Annotated in this window: 14 protein-coding genes and 1 tRNA gene; 8 read left to right on the top strand and 7 right to left on the bottom strand. The window is 54.9% G+C overall.

The genetic code is table 11. From position 1 onward, the window contains the following. Positions 1 to 113: 113 nt before the first annotated feature. Positions 114 to 1,622, bottom strand: coding sequence for a DUF7059 domain-containing protein (locus tag HMPREF9238_RS06135; RefSeq protein WP_016444588.1), 1,509 nt, complete (start codon positions 1,620 to 1,622; stop codon positions 114 to 116). 244 nt (positions 1,623 to 1,866) lie between these two features. Here HMPREF9238_RS06135 and HMPREF9238_RS06130 point away from each other — a divergent pair, with 244 nt between their 5' ends. After that, a complete protein-coding gene (locus tag HMPREF9238_RS06130) occupies positions 1,867 to 2,496 on the top strand; it encodes a superoxide dismutase (protein ID WP_016444587.1) in 630 nt (209 codons plus the stop codon). A gap of 80 nt (positions 2,497 to 2,576) precedes the next feature. Here HMPREF9238_RS06130 and HMPREF9238_RS06125 read toward each other — a convergent pair whose 3' ends face one another. Further along, positions 2,577 to 5,090 carry an ABC transporter permease gene (locus HMPREF9238_RS06125; RefSeq protein ID WP_016444586.1) on the bottom strand — a complete coding sequence of 838 codons (2,514 nt, stop codon included), beginning with the start codon at positions 5,088 to 5,090 and terminating at the stop codon, positions 2,577 to 2,579. Beyond that, positions 5,087 to 5,845, bottom strand: a complete 759-nt coding sequence (locus HMPREF9238_RS06120) for an ABC transporter ATP-binding protein (protein ID WP_016444585.1) — start codon at positions 5,843 to 5,845, stop codon at positions 5,087 to 5,089. The genes HMPREF9238_RS06125 and HMPREF9238_RS06120 overlap by 4 nt, the downstream gene beginning before the upstream one ends. 212 nt (positions 5,846 to 6,057) lie before the next feature. On the opposite strand from HMPREF9238_RS06120, the gene HMPREF9238_RS06115 reads away from it, so the two are divergent. The 6 genes from HMPREF9238_RS06115 to HMPREF9238_RS09135 all read left to right on the top strand — a co-directional run bounded on the left by HMPREF9238_RS06115 (position 6,058) and on the right by HMPREF9238_RS09135 (position 11,044). Then, entirely contained in the window at positions 6,058 to 6,249 is a 192-nt protein-coding gene (locus HMPREF9238_RS06115; RefSeq protein ID WP_016444584.1) for a PspC domain-containing protein, read from the top strand. Positions 6,250 to 6,419: 170 nt separating this feature from the next. Further along, complete coding sequence (locus HMPREF9238_RS06110; RefSeq protein WP_016444583.1) at positions 6,420 to 7,115, top strand: FadR/GntR family transcriptional regulator; 696 nt, start codon at positions 6,420 to 6,422, stop codon at positions 7,113 to 7,115. Positions 7,116 to 7,320: 205 nt separating this feature from the next. Beyond that, positions 7,321 to 8,757, top strand: coding sequence for a four-carbon acid sugar kinase family protein (locus HMPREF9238_RS06105; RefSeq protein WP_016444582.1), 1,437 nt, complete (start codon positions 7,321 to 7,323; stop codon positions 8,755 to 8,757). Positions 8,758 to 8,783: 26 nt separating this feature from the next. Next, positions 8,784 to 9,668, top strand: a complete 885-nt coding sequence (locus HMPREF9238_RS06100; protein WP_016444581.1) for an NAD(P)-dependent oxidoreductase — start codon at positions 8,784 to 8,786, stop codon at positions 9,666 to 9,668. Continuing rightward, the gene (locus HMPREF9238_RS09140) at positions 9,669 to 10,289 is read left to right on the top strand and encodes a GntT/GntP/DsdX family permease (protein WP_016444580.1); all 621 of its coding nucleotides are present in this window, start codon (positions 9,669 to 9,671) and stop codon (positions 10,287 to 10,289) included. It abuts the gene before it with no gap. Beyond that, positions 10,286 to 11,044 carry a GntT/GntP/DsdX family permease gene (locus HMPREF9238_RS09135; protein WP_350303869.1) on the top strand — a complete coding sequence of 253 codons (759 nt, stop codon included), beginning with the start codon at positions 10,286 to 10,288 and terminating at the stop codon, positions 11,042 to 11,044. The genes HMPREF9238_RS09140 and HMPREF9238_RS09135 overlap by 4 nt, the downstream gene beginning before the upstream one ends. Before the next feature lie 76 nt (positions 11,045 to 11,120). On the opposite strand, the gene HMPREF9238_RS06085 is transcribed toward HMPREF9238_RS09135, so the two are convergent. The 3 genes from HMPREF9238_RS06085 to tadA all read right to left on the bottom strand — a co-directional run bounded on the left by HMPREF9238_RS06085 (position 11,121) and on the right by tadA (position 14,639). Next, complete coding sequence (locus tag HMPREF9238_RS06085; protein WP_016444578.1) at positions 11,121 to 13,481, bottom strand: glycogen/starch/alpha-glucan phosphorylase; 2,361 nt, start codon at positions 13,479 to 13,481, stop codon at positions 11,121 to 11,123. Between the two features lie 408 nt (positions 13,482 to 13,889). Then, positions 13,890 to 13,975 (bottom strand) — tRNA-Ser (locus HMPREF9238_RS06080). 25 nt (positions 13,976 to 14,000) lie between these two features. Continuing rightward, the gene (gene tadA / locus HMPREF9238_RS06075; protein WP_016444577.1) at positions 14,001 to 14,639 is read right to left on the bottom strand and encodes a tRNA adenosine(34) deaminase TadA; all 639 of its coding nucleotides are present in this window, start codon (positions 14,637 to 14,639) and stop codon (positions 14,001 to 14,003) included. A gap of 81 nt (positions 14,640 to 14,720) precedes the next feature. Between tadA and upp the strand changes: the two genes are divergently transcribed. Further along, complete coding sequence (gene upp, locus HMPREF9238_RS06070; RefSeq protein WP_016444576.1) at positions 14,721 to 15,359, top strand: uracil phosphoribosyltransferase; 639 nt, start codon at positions 14,721 to 14,723, stop codon at positions 15,357 to 15,359. Between the two features lie 85 nt (positions 15,360 to 15,444). Here upp and HMPREF9238_RS06065 read toward each other — a convergent pair whose 3' ends face one another. Next, positions 15,445 to 16,281 (bottom strand): MetQ/NlpA family ABC transporter substrate-binding protein, encoded by an 837-nt coding sequence (locus tag HMPREF9238_RS06065; RefSeq protein WP_016444575.1) that lies wholly within the window; start codon positions 16,279 to 16,281, stop codon positions 15,445 to 15,447. Positions 16,282 to 16,293 lie beyond the last annotated feature (12 nt).

The following is a 16,293-nucleotide window of genomic DNA, read 5'->3' as shown; positions in this document are numbered from 1 at the left end:
GCTGCGAGCGGATACGGATCATTCTCTATAAGCCGAACCCGAAACGCCGGTTACATACACTTTTGCACAAGTCTTATCACAGACGCCAACCAGAAAAACATATAAAACGCGTATCAGGCCCTCACCCGCTTCAACATACCAGCCCGCACAAGCAGCCCAAGCTGGCTGTACACATGTTCTGAGATCGCATCTCGATCCTCGTCCGTCAGCACGTGCAAAGCCGAAATGATCTGGCCAATCGCCAACTCCCCATCGCACGCGCCCAGCACCGCTGACATCCACGAGTTCAACTGGATTCGCCTGCCAAACCCGCCTCCTTGCGTCGCGATAATCACCTGCGGATCCGTGGCGCCCGGCTCGTAATGACGCTCTTCGCGCACATCGCTTTCCCGCACAAATACAGCATCTTCGGAAGTTTCTGGCGTTATCTCGAACCGGAAGATTTCGTTCATCGCGCTACTAACGTAGTCGCCCGAAGCGCTTTGAGAGGTCACCACCTGTTCACAGATAATCGAAGGCGCCTCTGGGCCGCGCTGCAGGGCCACCATGCCCAGCCCCACGGCTTCCACGCCCCGGCGCTCAAAATCCTGAATCCACAGGGCGAAGGCTTCCTCGTACTCGGCAGGGCTCTTCGCCAGTCGCGCGCCGTTATCGCGCATCCACATTTCCACATACTGAGCCGAATCCAACTGTTCGCGCTGCACCACCCAGCCGTTCAAACCCGCTGTTTCCAGCCAGGTTCGCGGATGCCGATCCCATTGCTCCGAGATCTCCCAGTTTCCTAGCAGCAGCGCGCGTCCGCCCACCTTCAAGTGATTCGCTGCGCCCGTCACAACCTCTTTCATCAAATCATCACCCGTGCGACCGCCGTCGCGATATTCCACGAGGCCGGCACTGCGCAGTGAATCCGGGGTGATCACAAACGGAGGGTTCGACATGATCAGATCGAACTGCTCACCCTCCACCGGGTCATACAAAGAACCCTCGCGGGCTTCGATGTCCAGCTCATTCAACGCGAAGTTAAAGCGGGCAAAATCAAGCGCGCGGCCCGACAAATCCGTTGCCACCACGCGATTAGCATGCATTGTGGCGTACATTGCCAGCACGCCACAGCCCGTTCCTAAATCCAGTACGCTATCCACCCGATCGCGCGGCGTCAGCTGTAAAAGTGTGCGCGTGGCGCCGCCGATTCCAAGCACGTGGTCGCGACGCGGTGCCATGCCGGTGAGGCCCTCACCCAAATCCGACGCAATCCACCAGTTGAACTCGGCCTTACCACTCACCGCCTCGTGCGGTTGCAACTGAACAAGGCCGCGCACCTTGCCCTCGCGTTCTTCCACAAGGCCCAAACGCACCAGACCGTCCACACCCACCGTCGGCAGTGCCCTACCCACCTCAGCGGTGGGAACCTCATCCCACAGCACGAACAGCCGCGCCAATACGCTCAGATCACCCTCGCCGCGACGAGCCGCCAGCAACGCTGGCACCCGCTCATTTCGAAGCAGAGCGTTAGCCGCTACCTCGCCAAACAAAGCGTTCACGTCGTCTACATAAAACCGGGCGGCAACGAGATCTTTTCGTAAACGGCGGATCAAATCTGGTTCAAGTAACAGAGCGGGCATTTTTATTTACTCAACCTTAATGTCATGTAATGAGCCACAATCATTGTTCCACAAAAGCGCAACATATCAACGAAACGAAAGCTAATTTGCAAATCAATCCATCTCCGCTTGTAAAATAGCGCGCCGGAGATATAGGTCTCACCGGCATGCGAGCGGATACAGCCTTCGGTAGAGTCGAAGTGTCGCAACGGAAAATCCGATGCAGTTATTGAAGTTGACACCGACCTTAACCAAGGAGTTGAACATGGCTGTCTACACCCTGCCAGAACTTGATTACGATTACGCGGCCCTCGAACCGCACATCTCGGCGCAGATCATGGAGTTACACCACTCCAAGCACCACGCAAACTACGTAGGGGGTGCAAACACCGCCCTCGAAAAGCTTGAAGAAGCACGCGAAAACGGTGACTTTGCCGCAATCAACCTGTGGGAAAAGAACCTGGCTTTCAACCTTGGTGGCCACGCGAACCACTCGGTTTTCTGGAAGAACATGACGCCAAACGGTCAGGGACGCCCCGCAGGTGAGCTCGCAGCGGCTATTGACGAGTACTTCGGTTCTTTCGAGAAGTTCCAAGCCCAGTTCGCCGCTGCGGCGCTTGGCCTGCAAGGTTCGGGCTGGGGCGTGCTCGCATACGACACGATCTCGGACCGCCTGGTCACTTACCAGCTGACCGATCAGCAGGGCAACATTCCGGTAGGCGTTGTGCCCCTCCTCATGCTCGACATGTGGGAGCACGCTTTCTACTTGGATTACAAGAACGTGAAGGCTGACTACGTGAAGGCATGGTGGAACGTCGTCAATTGGGAGGACGTTGCGAAGCGCTTCGACAACGCCCGCGCCAAGTTTGGTGACCTCCTGGTAGTTAACGCCTAAGCTAACCGCCGAGTAAAATTCATTTCGGCCCCGCTCCGCGATTTGGAGTGGGGCCGAAACTTTACCTCATTAACGAACCTCTATCCGATGTCGGCGAGGGCTTCTACCGGGGAGGCCTTCGCCGCCAGGCGAGCTGGCAGGATCGACGCCATTAGAGCGGCTATGAATGAGATCAAAGCGGCAACTGCAACCTGATCCCACGGGATAACTAGGTGGCGACTGGCTTCGCCAATAGGAAGCGCGTGCAGGCCAAGCGCTCCGTACCCGATTCCCATGGCTACGCCCACGAGGGTGGCCACGCCTGCGATGAGCACGGTCTCCCACGTGATCATGCGGCGCAGATCGCCCTTGGTCATACCGAGTGCTCGCACCATGGCATTCTCCCGCCGGCGTTCAACCACGGACAGGGCAAGCGTGTTGGTAACGCCCACAAGAGCCACTAGCACTGACACGGCCAGCATGACGACGGTTGCAATCAGCATCGACTTGATTGCCAGCACCATGGCCGCGCGCTCCAACGCGCTTCCGCCTACCTGGGGAGACTGGACTTTATCCGTGAGGTTGTTCCTCGTCTCCAGCACCTGTGAGATGGAGAGCCCGTCTTTTATCCTCACAAATGCCACGGACGTGTTCACTGCCTCATCGGCGTACATCGAGCGCACAGCCTCAAAGTCCTTCGAAGACAGCGTGTAGTCCGGTGTGCGCGCAGCCTGCACCGCGAACGTCATCGACTTATCTCCCGATGTGAGCTGTTTGGTTCCCTCGTCCGGGTCATACAACCATCCGGTTACCCCGATGGTTCCTTCAGGCGGCGGCGTAACATTCGTATGCGCAACCTTCGAGAGGTCTGCGGCCTCGTTTATCTGCATATAACCGTTGCCCATCGGATCATTCTCATCCCCGGCTGGCAGACGAAGCGCCTTGGTAACCACAAGCGCGGTAACATTTTCGGTTTTATTGATGGCTGTGATTTCCGCATCCGTCAAGGGACGGCTCTCTTCGGTGCTGACAATCAGGTCAATCGGACGCTTTTCGTCAATCTCCGTCAAGATGGAAGTTTCCACCGATTTTGCACCGACAATCATCATGGTCACCAGCGTGATTCCAAGAACGAGAGCGGTTCCGGTAGCTCCGGTACGAGCGGGGTTGCGCCAAGTGTTTTCTCCAGCCATTTGGAAGGTGACGCTGTTCTTTCCAACAAGTTTCCCAATGCCGCGCGTAATGTATGGCATCAGCCAGGTTAGGAGCATGAGGGCGCCAATGAAGCTGACCACGCCGCCGAGGAATGCGATGCCGAATTGGGCTGGTTCTTCGCCGAAGTCGGGGCTCATTGTAGCGATGGTTATGCATGCGAGGCCGACACCGGTGATTACGATGCCGAAGATCAGGCGGGTGAGCCGCTTGCTTCTTTGCACTGCCGCACTGTCAACCGGTTCCAGTGCAACCATTGGCGAAAGGCTTCCGGCTTGGAAGGCAGGGCGAATACCCGCGATAAGGGTTATGAGCACGCCAATAGCGAAGGCTGCAACGTAGCCCCACAGCGGTATGGCTAAAAACGCGTCCGCCCACTCGGGAACGATCTTGGTGAACTTGTTTAGAAGCGTTGCGCTAACTGCGCCGAGTAGCAAGCCGACGATCGAGGAGAGCACGCCAACGATCAGGTTTTCTTTAATCATGAGGCCGCGAATCTGCCGAGCATCCGCGCCAATAGCTCGCAGAAGAGCAAGTTCTCGCTTCCGCTGCGCCAACATCACCTGGAAAGTAGTTGAAATAACGATGATGGCGGTAACGGCTGCAATACCAGGGAAAACCAGGACTACCGCAAGCACGGCAGGCATGCCCTCCGCGATGAACTCCATCTGCTTTTCAACGTATTTTCCGGATGACAAAACGATCTTGTCGGTATCTAGATCCGGCAGAAGCTTGTGGGCTTCTGCGCGCACGTACTCAACGGCAGCATCGCCCTTCTTTCCATCGACGTTAAAGACAACCTCCAACACGTCGGCATCTTCGTAAAGCTTCGGTATTTGGCCGGCGGCATACAGGATGCTTGGCGCCGAGTTAATCCCGTTCTCCACTTCAGTGAAGCCGGAGATCTTGAACTCGCGGTCTATCCCAGTCATTTTGACCTTGCTGCCCACTTTCACGGACAGGTTGGCTTTCACAAACTCGGGAAGCGCCACTTCATCTGACGCGGCTGGTAGCTTACCTTCGGCTAGTTTCGGGTTTCCAAACGGTTCGGGTCGCACCTGCGCGATTCTGAGAAAACCGCTATCGGCCCCGCCGGGAACGGTCACTTCTTCAATGCCAACATATATTGGTTCGCCGTGAACTTTTGGATCGTTTTTGAGGTGTTCCCAGATTTTGTCGGTCGGATTTTGCACGGAGTCGTCAAGGTTCTCATACACGACGTCGCTTATGATGCCATCCGCACCGATCACATTCGATGCGACCGAGGCTTTAGCAGAGTATTGAAGCGCTCCAGCTAGTCCGAATGCGGTGAGTATGAACGCCACTGCGAGCGCCACGGCGATTACTGTCGCCCGGTAACGTGAGCCGTGCGACTTCATGTTTGCGGATAGTAGGCCTTTCACCGGGTCACATCTCCAATCTTTTCGGGCGTGGGCTGCGCGATGTCAGCAACGATTCGCCCGTCTCGTACAACCAGTGTGCGATCCGCGATTGAGGCGGCGTTCACGTCGTGGGTGACCATGATTACGGTTTGTCCAAGGTGGTCTACGGCGCTACGAAGCATGTTGAGAACTTCGGCGGAAGCCGCAGAGTCCAAGTTACCGGTTGGCTCATCGGCTACGAGAACGGCTGGGCGGGACAGGAGTGCGCGAGCAACGGCTAGGCGTTGCTGTTGGCCGCCGGAAAGCTCGTGGGGTTTGTGCGCGAGGCGATCCTCGAGCTGCAGGTTCCGCACGATTTGGTTCATCCACTGTTTATCAACGCGTTTGCCTGCCAACCGCATGGGAAGGGTAAGGTTTGCTTCCGCATCGATAGTGGGGACGAGGTTGAAAGCTTGGAAAACGAATCCGATGTTGTCGCGCCTGAAGTGGGTTAGTACACGGTCATTCATACTGGTGATTTCGCGCCCGGCAATGGTGACAGTACCTCGCGTTACGGAATCGAGGCCGGCCAGCGAATGCAGGAGCGTTGATTTTCCTGATCCGGATGGGCCCATGATGGAGGTGAACTCGCCCTCAAAAATGTCGAGATCCACGTTATCGAGGGCAACCACCCGCACATCGTCTTTGCCATAGATTTTTGTAATGGAACGTAGCTGCACGATCGGCGTGCGTTGACTACTTGCGTGCCTTGCAACTGGCATTGTGCTGACGGACATTATTTCCTCTTTCGATAGGTTCAAATCGTTGTTTCCAAACTATCGACAGCTACCTTTGCGTGTTATCCGGTAACACCCTGGTTTATCCCTGAGTGTTTAAGCCTCATAAATCCGCCAGATTTTGGTAAAAAATCAGGGTGATCCCCGATGGTTTTACACCCCCTGTTGCTCTCATAATGGAAGTACGAAAAACCTAGTGGTTGGAGGAAATCATGGCACCACGTCTTTACCGTTCGCGCACGGACCGCTACATCGGTGGCGTGTGCGGTGGCCTGGCCAGGACTTACAACTGGGATCCCACTCTTGTGCGTATTGTTGCGCTACTGCTAATTCTGGGCATGGGTTCGGGCCTGCTTGTATATCTGATTTTGTGGGCGATTGTCCCGCTTGAACCGATGTACTGATACCTCTTTATCTGCTCTTCTCGTTCCGTTTGCAAGGGTGTGGCGCTCCGTAGGGGCCCACACCCTTGTTCTGTCATTGGCGGGTGCACGCTCTAAAGCACAACTAGCTATCCAGATTGATTTCGTTGTTTAATTAGGGAGTAACCCACTTTTCATTGAGGTAAATATCCATGCCGAGTGACCGCGTCCAAAGGGCGACAAATACGATTCTTGACGCAATAGTTTCAAAGAAATTCAAAGTCGGAGAAGCCCTACCACCTGAAATTGAGCTTGCGGAATGGTTGCAAGTAGCGCGCCCAACGATGCGCGAAGCCGTTCGCACGCTTACTGAACGCGGCGTGTTGAACGTGGTACACGGGCGCGGAACGTTTGTGGTTGACCCAGCGGAATGGACGGATCTCAGCTCGATTATTTGGTGGATTTCGCAAACGTCATCTCCCAAAGAACTAGGCATGTACCTTTCTGAAGTTCGCCGAATGCTGGAGGTCGGCGCGTGCGGCTTAGCCGCCGAACGCCGAGGTGATGCCGATATAGAACGTCTGCGACAAAAACTCGTCGATTACGATGCCGCCAGCGATGCGGGAGATATCGAGGCAGCTACCCGCGCCGATCTCGAGTTTCATCAAGCGATTTTGAGCGCCTCTAAAAACCCGTTCCTGGCTTCGATCATGACTCCGCTTTCCACCGCGCTACACGATTCTAGGCTTCTCACAACCTCTGTTCCGCAGATTCGTGCGCGAGCTAGGCATCACCATTTTGAGATTTTGGAGGCCATCGAACAATCCGATGCGCAAAAGGCAAAAGATGCTATGCGAGCGCACATGACTCAAACGAGTTCGGACATTGAAACGCACCTATCGGATTAGTCCGGTAGAGGCCAGTTAGATCACGCTGCACGCAACCCGCTCCCTGCTTTCGCACGCGAGGCGGGCTAATCGCGCTCCTCATCTGACTGTGGCGGCAAGCCTAATCCGTTGAAACCTTGACACCACACTCATGTAAACATATTCTTAAACGAACTTAGACCTCTGACCTCTAAGGGCTATAGGTTTTCAACAAAGGAGTTGTTGCATGACAAAGACGTTATCTGAGCTAACTGCAGCACACGCATCCGCTGTAAAGGTTGCCGCGCAACGAGTGCGTGAAGAAAATGCTCGGACGTCTCCGCCCGTGCTCGTGGTGCTCGACGACGACCCAACAGGCACGCAATCCGTATCGGACTTGCCCGTACTCACCTCGTGGCAGCCCGAAGATCTCGAATGGGGTTTCAGCACGGGCAAACCCGCGATTTACGTGATGACAAACTCCCGCTCCCTATCTCCTGAAGATGCGGAGCAGATAAATCGCGAAGTGGTGGAGTCGGCTTACGAGGCGATCAAGAAACACGATGGCTTGGAGATCACTTTCGTATCGCGCTCCGATTCAACGCTACGCGGCCACTTCCCTCTTGAGCCAAACACTCTTGCCGACGCTATGAAAGAACAGACGGGACGCGACGTTGACGGCATTGTTGTTCTTCCTGCGTTCGCAGATGCCGGCCGGATTACGGTGGACGGGATCCACTATGCGGGCTCTGAAGCTAAGGGTTTCACACCCGTAGGTGAAACCGAGTTTGCTAAAGATGCGACGTTCGGTTTTAACTCCTCGGCCTTGGCCGAATGGATCGAAGAAAAGACAGGTGGATCTACGAGGGCCAGCGACGTCATTGCAATCGACTTAACGACACTTCGAACCGATCTGGGCGCTGTGGTCGAAAAGTTGCGTAGCGCAAGAAACAGGCAGCCGATCATTTGTGATTCAGTCACCGAAGACGATCTCCGCCTCCTTTCGCTTGCACTAAATCAGGCAGAAGCGGCCGGCTCAACTTTCCTATACCGAGTTGGCCCCCCATTTGTTAGGGCACGTATCGGCCAAGATCCTAAGGCTCCCCTATCAACAGAAGAGGTGGAAGAGTCCCGACAGGGGCGAAGCACTGTGCGAGGCGGGCTAATTGTGATCGGCAGCCACGTAGATCTAACTACTCGCCAGTTGAACTATCTGCGCGACAACGTTGAACTCGAAGAATATGAAATCGACGTTCAAAAGATTCTCGATGCTAACGCTAGAGATTCTCATATCGAAGCCATCGTAAATAGCGCAGTCTCCGGCTTGGAAAACGGTCACGTTGTTGTACGAACATCGCGCAAACTGGTGCGCGGTCACGATGGTGCTTCATCACTCGAAATCTCCCGACGGGTGTCCGCAGCAGTTGTTGATGTGGTGCGCGGAATTGTTGGACGCACTACCCCGCGATTTGTGATTGCTAAGGGTGGGATCACTTCATCTGACGTGGCTTCGAAGGGGCTGGGCATCAAACGCGCAACAGTTATTGGCCCTATGCTTCCGGGAATTGTGTCACTTTGGAGCGGAGAGAACGATCCTGCTAGGGGCATCCCTTACATCGTATTCGCGGGAAATGTTGGCGACGAAACGTCGCTCGCCGCGGTAGTAGAAAAACTCTCTAACTAATGTTTTATCGATCAAAGGAGATCAATATGTCTAATAAAATTGCTGTTCTTGGACTTGGAGCTATGGGCCTACCGATGGCTACCAACCTGAGCAAGAAGTTCGTAGTTACCGGTTTTGATCCCGTTGCCGAGCGCAGCGCACTGGCTACAGATGCAGGCATTACCGCGTTTTCATCAGCGCGCGAGGCAGCGCAGGGCGCTGATTTTGTCGTATTAGCTGTACGTAACCAGGCACAACTTGATAACGCTCTGTACGGCGAGGACGGTGTGGTGGCAGTTTTGAACGAAGGCGCCACTATCATCTTGACCTCAACTGTCGGTGTCGAGGTGGCCGCTAACGCACAGGCACCGCTCATGGAAAAAGGCATTGGCCTAGTTGACGCGCCAGTGTCGGGAGGCCCGGTGCGAGCAGGTGAAGGCGACCTTCTCGTAGTTGTTGGGGCCCTGCCCGAAGTGTATGAGAGGGCTCTACCGGTACTTGAAGAGATGGCCGGCACTCTTGTTAAAGTCGGAGACGAGGCCGGTAAGGGACAGGCCATGAAAACTGTGAACCAGCTACTTTGCGGCGTTCACATCGCAGCTGCGGGCGAGGCACTTGCACTCGCAAGAAAGCTTGAGCTTGACGTTCCGCAGGCACTCCATGCCCTCATGTCGGGCGCGGCAGCGTCGTTTATGCTCGGAGACCGCGGAGAGCGGATGCTACGAGCTTACGAAGACGAGGACGTTGAGGTTAAGTCGCGCCTGGATATCTTCGTGAAGGACATGGGTATTGTTACTGATGCCGCCAAATCTGTAGGTTTAGCAGTTCCGGTAGCGGCTGCCGCGCAACAGGAATACCTCATCGGGGTGGCGCAGGGCATGGCCGCGAAAGATGATTCATCCGTAATACGCGTTGTAGCGCCGGAGGCGTAAATGTCGGCCGGAATGCTCTTATTCATTGCCGCTGTAGCGGTCGCAGTACTTCTTTTCCTTGTTATCAAAGTGAAGATGTCTGCATTTGTGGGCCTGCTACTGGTTTCCCTTGGAACAGCACTGGTAACAGGGATTCCGATCAGTGAAGTCGTCCCAACCATGGTCGAAGGCATGGGCAAAACTTTGGGAAACGTCATGATCATCGTCGGTCTTGGCGCCATGCTCGGAAGACTTATTGAAGTGGCTGGTGGAGCCGAGTCGCTCGCTACCTACTTCACAAATAAGTTGGGGCATACTCGCATTGTTGGAGCAGTTACGATAGCCGCATTCATTCTCGGAATTCCGGTGTTCTTCGATGTGGGATTCATTATCCTGGCCCCAATCGTTTTTGGTTTTGCAAAAGTAGCTAAAATCAATCCTTTGAAGATCGGCCTGCCCGTGGGTGCAGTAATGCTTACAGTACACGTAGCATTGCCGCCACATCCAGGCCCGGTTGCAGCAGCTGAAATCCTGGGTGTAGACCCTGGACGCATGATCATGTTGGCGCTTCCAATTACAGCCGTCACGGCAGTTATCGGATTCTTTGCAGCCAAGCTGATAGACACTGACAAGTCGCGATAGGCCCCAGCCCCGCTTCTGCGTTCCTGACACAGAACGAACCCGCTGGTGGGGATATTACGGACACTAAACAGAAGGTAAAAGCGCCCAGTGCCCTAACTATTACCGCGTTGATTCTGCTTCCGATTTTGCAGATCATGGTAGGAACCGTTGGCACTATGCAAACGGAAACAGGTACTCGGGCAAACGATATCTTCTCCTTCGTGGGCGCGTCTGCGTTCGCTCTTCTTATCGCAGTGCTCGTTGCTTACCTAGTACTTGGAAACCAGCAGAAATGGAGTCTTGAGGAGCGCGGTTCAATCCTTGACTCAGCACTGCCGTCGGTAGCTGTTATTGTGTTCGTGACCGGAGCAGGAGGCGTTTTCGCAAATGTTCTCGTTCATTCAGGAATTGGAGATGCTCTTTCAAGCGCGTTGATAGCGACGCACATTCCGATTATCGTAATGGGATATGTAATCGCCTTAGCCCTTCGCGCCTCACAGGGTTCAGCGACCGTAGCGATCCTGACTTCGGCTGGTTTGCTGGCCGCACCTATGGCAGCCGCAGGTTACACACCTGTGCAAGCAACTTTGATTACCACCGCGATGTGTTTTGGCGGCCTCGGACTATCTCATATCAATGATTCCGGATTCTGGATCGTAACAAAGTATTTAGGGTTGACAGTCAAAGATGGAATCAAGAGCTGGACTTTGCTCACCACCATTTTCAGTCTCGTTGGTTTCCTGCTCACAACCGGTATCTTTGCCATCGTTTCCTAAAACAAACCAACTCAATAATTAGAAAAGTTTAGGCTCTCAACCGTTGGGTTGAGAGCCTAAGCCTATTGTCGCGTGACTAGATCTTGGTTGGTTCGATCCTCCACACTTCGTTCGCATAGTCGCGAATGGTGCGGTCAGAAGAGAATCGGCCAGACTCGGTAATGTTCTTCCAAGTCATTGCTGCCCACTTCTTGCGGTCCGCGTAGTCCTTAGCCATTTGGTCGCGCACCTTGCGGTAGTCCTCAAAGTCGCCGAGCAGGTAGTACATGTCGGCCGGTTCGTAGCCGTTGGTGTTGAGGAGTGACCAGCGTAGGTCATGGAACATGCCGGTGCCACCGTCGTCCAAGGTGCCGTCCGTGAATGCATCGAGGACGCGACGCAAGCCCGGAACGGTTTCATACTGGTGGCGCGGGTCGTAAGTGCGGCGAAGCTCAGGAAGTTCCTCTTCACGAGCACCGAAAATGTAGGCGTTGTCGTAGCCAACAGAATCCACGATCTCCACGTTGGCACCGTCAAGCGTGCCGAGGGTGAGGGCGCCGTTCATCATGAACTTCATGTTCGACGTTCCGGACGCTTCCTTACCCGCAGTAGAGATCTGCTCTGAAACATCCGCCGCCGGGATGATCTTCTCGGCAGGCGAAACGTTGTAGTTCTCAACAAATACGACCTTCAGAACCTTCGAAACTTCAGGGTCGTTGTTGACCAGGCGGCCAACTTCGTTAATCAGCTTAATGATCGCCTTAGCACGCACGTAGCCTGGCGCTGCCTTCGCTCCGAAAATGAACACGCGCGGCGGAATATCTGCCTGCGGGTCATCCTTTAGGCGGAAGTACAGGTCAAGCACGTACATGATGTTCAGCAACTGACGCTTGTACTCGTGGAGGCGCTTGATCTGGACGTCGAAGATAGCCTCCGGATCAATGTCAATGCCCTGGCGGTTCTTGATCCACTTCGCGAAATCAACCTTATTCGCGTGCTTAATTTCGTTCAGACGATCATAGATTTCTTCGTTGCCAGCATCCACGTAGTTCTTCAGTACGTCGAGATCACGCACCCATTCGTCTCCGCCAGTCACTTCGGTGAGGAGGGCAGCTAGGCGCGGGTTGCACTGGTTTAGCCAGCGACGCGGCGTTACACCGTTAGTCTTGTTGTTGAACTTTTCTGGCCAAATGTCATGCCATTCGCCAAGCGTTTCGCGCTTGATGATTTCCGTGTGGAGGGCGGCAACACCGTTGATGGAGTAGGACGCGTAACACGCGATCCACGCCATGTGCACAACACCGTTAGATACGGGAGCCATGTAGTTGATTCGGCCGTCGTCGAGGCCAAGTTCCTTCATCTCCATGCGGAAGCGGCGATCGATTTCCCAAACGATCTCCATAATGCGCGGGAACAGGCGATCAAAGATCGAAATCTCCCAAGTCTCCAACGCTTCAGCGAGGACCGTGTGGTTGGTGTAGGCGAACGTCTTGGAGACGATCTTCCAGGCTTCAGCCCAACCAAGGCCGTGCTCGTCCATTAGTAGACGCATGAGCTCTGGAATGGCGAGCACCGGGTGCGTGTCATTCAGCTGCACGCAGTTGTACTCCGCGAAGTTCTCAAACGTGCCGTGCACTTCCAGGTGGTTCTCAACGATTTCCTGCAGCGAAGCAGAGACGAAGAAGTACTGCTGGCGTACGCGCAAAACCTTGCCTTCGTATGTGGTGTCGTTCGGGTAGAGAACGCGGGAGATGTCATGGGTGCGCTCGCGATCCACAATGGCGTCCGTGAAGCGTTGCGAGTTGAACGCGTCGTAGTCGAACTCTTCCATCGGCTCGGCCTTCCACAGGCGGAGCGTGCCAACGTTCTTCGTACCGTAGCCGGTAATAGGCATGTCGTACGGAACAGCCCTTACCTTAAGGTCAGCGTAGTCAACAATGCGCATTTCTTCTTCGTGGCGGATGACTAGCGGGTATCCCTCTTCCATCCAGGAGTCGGGGTGCTCGGTCTGGAAACCATTGCGGAACTCTTGCTTGAAAAGGCCGTAGCGGTACAGGATTCCGTAGCCAACTGCTGGCAGATCCTGCGTTGCGCAAGAATCCAGGAAGCAAGCTGCAAGGCGTCCGAGGCCACCATTTCCGAGGGCCGCGTCGGGCTCCTCTTCAAGAATCTGCGCAAGATCGTGACCAAATGCCTCTGCAGCCTCTTTTGCCTCATCTACAAGACCAAGGTTAAGGAGGTTGTTGAGGAGGGCACGGCCCATGAGGAACTCAGCGGAGAAGTAGTGCTGGCGCCGACCCTTGCGGTAGAGCTCCTTGGTTGCGTACCAGTTGTCGGCGATCTGGTCTACCACTGATGCGGATAGTCCTTGCCAGAACTCCATCGGAGTTGAAACTGCCGGGGGCCGTCCAGAGACGGCGCGAACCGCTCCAGCGGATGCCGTCGTAAAGTCGGTCATTCGTTATCCTTCCAAAGTGAACAGACTCGCCAAACCATTTCAGCCAAGCGAGCTTGAACATCGTCGCTAGTTTATCGAGATGCCGTCCGTTGCTCGAATTCGCCAATGCAAGAACGCCCCGTTTTGTGCGCAAAGACACCTGTTTGTCGCTTTCCGGTCAGCATTCAGCTACCAGCGCACAGTTTGGCGTTTCCTCAACCAGGTTGCGGCCGTAATCTGTCCCCTCGCAAATCGAATTTTCGATTCACAAGGACGCATTTACGGCGGAAAGCAGGGGGCATAGAACATATTGAATTATGATGGCCGAAAATATCGCATCTTAAAACTCATAGACGACGCGAGACAACAAAGTCGCAAACACGAAAACCCCCGACACATGCGGACACATGTCGGGGGGGCATCACACGGCGGTAGCGGTGGGATTTGAACCCACGGTGGCTATTAACCACACAGCATTTCGAGTGCTGCACCTTCGGCCGCTCGGACACGCTACCTTCGGACTTTCGTCCGGCCCTCATACTACATGGTGCGGCGCGTTGAGAAAAACCCGCGGAGTTGAATTTCGCATTCCGTGCGCAAAATCTCGGGAATTACCTCTACTTGATGATTGAGGCGCGAATCGCGAACCACGTCCCGGATTGATCCCGCAGCTCCTGTTTTTGGATCCCACGCGCCCATCACGAGGCGTTTTATGCGCGCATTCACGATCGCTCCAGCGCACATAGTGCACGGCTCGAGAGTGACAACCAGAGTAAGGTCGTCCAGACGCCACGTGCCACGCTGTTTCGCAGCGTCGCGGAGCGCACTGATTTCGGCATGGCCAACCGGGTCAGCTTCCGCTTCGCGGGTGTTCCACCCCTCCCCCAGGATCGTGCCCCATTCGTCGATAACAACAGCCCCAACAGGTACGTCTCCCCCGGCTCGCGCGCGATCGGCCAAGTAGAGGGCGCGTCCCATCGCATGTTCGTAGATGGATTTCATTTCCGAGGGTACTGGCGGGTTTTTGTACCCTGCGGGTGGTGTAACGGCCTCAGTACGCACCTCTTGCAGATCCATCTGTGCTTTCATGGCAGCCCGCTGGGCAACTTGTGCAAGGTGTGCTTTGAGATTTTTAGTGCCGTGTATCTCTACCCGCTTCGGAAACGAATGATCAGCCATAATGCTAGATTTTAGCCGACTATTTTCTAGGATTGCTACAAAGATTAACTTCCGCGTACCTGGTCAGGGTACGGTATAAGCATGCGTTTACATGTTGCTGAACACCCCCTCATTGCTCACAAATTGACTGTTCTGCGTGACGAGAGGACGCCATCTGCGACGTTCCGTCTGCTTGCTGACGAACTCGTTACGCTTCTGGCCTATGAAGGCACTCGCGACGTTCTAGTTGAGGATGTCGAAATTACAACTCCAGTTACTAAGACTGTTGGTAAGCAGATTGCAGGCCCGCGTCCGCTAGTTGTGCCTATCCTGCGTGCCGGTTTGGGCATGCTTGAGGGTATGACGCGGATGCTTCCAACCGCTGAGGTTGGTTTCCTTGGAATGAAGCGTGACCATGAGACGCTTGAGGTTGAAACTTACGCAAATCGTCTGCCCGATGACCTATCGGGGCGTCAGTGTTTCATTTTGGATCCGATGTTGGCGACCGGCCACACTATGGTTGCGGCTATCAACTACTTGCTTGACCATGGTGCGCGGGACGTGACTTGTTTGTGTCTGCTGGCAGCTCCGGAAGGTTTGGAGACCGTGCAGGAGGCCATTGGTGGTCGCGCTAATGTGCAGATCGTAACCGCAGCTGTGGATGAGTGCTTGAACGAGAACGCTTACATTGTTCCCGGCTTGGGTGATGCGGGCGACCGCCTGTACGGAGTTTTGGACTAATCGTTTCTTCTTGAAATAGGGGTTGGGCCCGGATCGTTCGATCCGGGCCCAACCCCTACCTATTCAGCTAGTTTCTCTCGCGTTGTTAGAACGCGGGGATAACGGAGCCATCGGTCCAAGTGTCCTTGATGAACTGTGCAACTTCTGGTGAGTGCAGGAGCTTGTCGAGGGTCTGGATGGCCTCATTGTTGTCATCTTCGGAGCGCCATACGAGGACGTTGACGGCCGGGGAACCTTCCGGATTCTCTACGAGGAGTGCGTCCTTTGCGGAGGACAGGCCACCCTCTTCGGCGTAGTTACCATTGATGACCGCGATATCTACGTCCTGGAGGGAACGCACGAGCTGCGGGCCCTCAACCTCAACGAACTCCACGTTCTTTAGCTTCTCGACGTTGAAGATCGTTGCATCTTCACCTTCGGGAACCTTAACGATGCCAGCGACTGCAAGCAGATCAAGGGCGCGGCCCTGATTGGCAGTGTCGTTGATGATGCCGACCTTTGCGCCGTCCTTGAGGTCGTCTAGCTTCTCAATCTTGTTGGAGTAAACCGCGAGGGGCTCCAAGTGGATGCCTTCGCCGTGCGAGAAGTCAACGCCTAGTTCCTTCTTCTGTCCCTCAAGGTAGGGCACGGTCTGGTAGAAGTTAGCGTCGATATCGCCGGACTTGAGGGCTTGGTTAGGGATGATGTAGTCGGTGTATTCAACGATGTTTATATCGATCCCTGCGTCAGCGGCTAGCTCATCCTTAACGAACTTTAGGATGCGCGCGTGAGGCGCGGGGGAAGCTCCAACCGTAAGGGTGGTGACGCCCTGCTCGGAAGCCGCCTGGCTTTCGGAGTTGGTTTCGCCACCGGAGGAGGAGCATCCTGCGAGGGTTAGAGCTAGAGCAGCTGCTGCTGCGGCAAATACACGAGTCTTACGCATTGTGATCAAGTC

This window comes from Gleimia europaea ACS-120-V-Col10b (assembly GCF_000411155.1).
GTDB classification, from domain to species: domain Bacteria; phylum Actinomycetota; class Actinomycetes; order Actinomycetales; family Actinomycetaceae; genus Gleimia; species Gleimia europaea_B.
Note: the sequence above shows the minus strand (reverse complement) of the source record. Positions and strands in the feature narration are given on the sequence as shown.

What these genes read in the sequence shown, in the direction of transcription:
- HMPREF9238_RS06135 (WP_016444588.1), bottom strand. Translation starts at nt 1,622, where the DNA reads ATGCCCGCTCTGTTACTTGAACCAGATTTGATCCGCCGTTTACGAAAA.
- HMPREF9238_RS06130 (WP_016444587.1), top strand. Translation starts at nt 1,867, where the DNA reads ATGGCTGTCTACACCCTGCCAGAACTTGATTACGATTACGCGGCCCTC.
- HMPREF9238_RS06120 (WP_016444585.1), bottom strand. Translation starts at nt 5,845, where the DNA reads ATGTCCGTCAGCACAATGCCAGTTGCAAGGCACGCAAGTAGTCAACGC.
- HMPREF9238_RS06115 (WP_016444584.1), top strand. Translation starts at nt 6,058, where the DNA reads ATGGCACCACGTCTTTACCGTTCGCGCACGGACCGCTACATCGGTGGC.
- HMPREF9238_RS06110 (WP_016444583.1), top strand. Translation starts at nt 6,420, where the DNA reads ATGCCGAGTGACCGCGTCCAAAGGGCGACAAATACGATTCTTGACGCA.
- HMPREF9238_RS06105 (WP_016444582.1), top strand. Translation starts at nt 7,321, where the DNA reads ATGACAAAGACGTTATCTGAGCTAACTGCAGCACACGCATCCGCTGTA.
- HMPREF9238_RS06100 (WP_016444581.1), top strand. Translation starts at nt 8,784, where the DNA reads ATGTCTAATAAAATTGCTGTTCTTGGACTTGGAGCTATGGGCCTACCG.
- HMPREF9238_RS09140 (WP_016444580.1), top strand. Translation starts at nt 9,669, where the DNA reads ATGTCGGCCGGAATGCTCTTATTCATTGCCGCTGTAGCGGTCGCAGTA.
- HMPREF9238_RS06085 (WP_016444578.1), bottom strand. Translation starts at nt 13,481, where the DNA reads ATGACCGACTTTACGACGGCATCCGCTGGAGCGGTTCGCGCCGTCTCT.
- tadA (WP_016444577.1), bottom strand. Translation starts at nt 14,639, where the DNA reads ATGGCTGATCATTCGTTTCCGAAGCGGGTAGAGATACACGGCACTAAA.
- upp (WP_016444576.1), top strand. Translation starts at nt 14,721, where the DNA reads ATGCGTTTACATGTTGCTGAACACCCCCTCATTGCTCACAAATTGACT.
- HMPREF9238_RS06065 (WP_016444575.1), bottom strand. Translation starts at nt 16,281, where the DNA reads ATGCGTAAGACTCGTGTATTTGCCGCAGCAGCAGCTGCTCTAGCTCTA.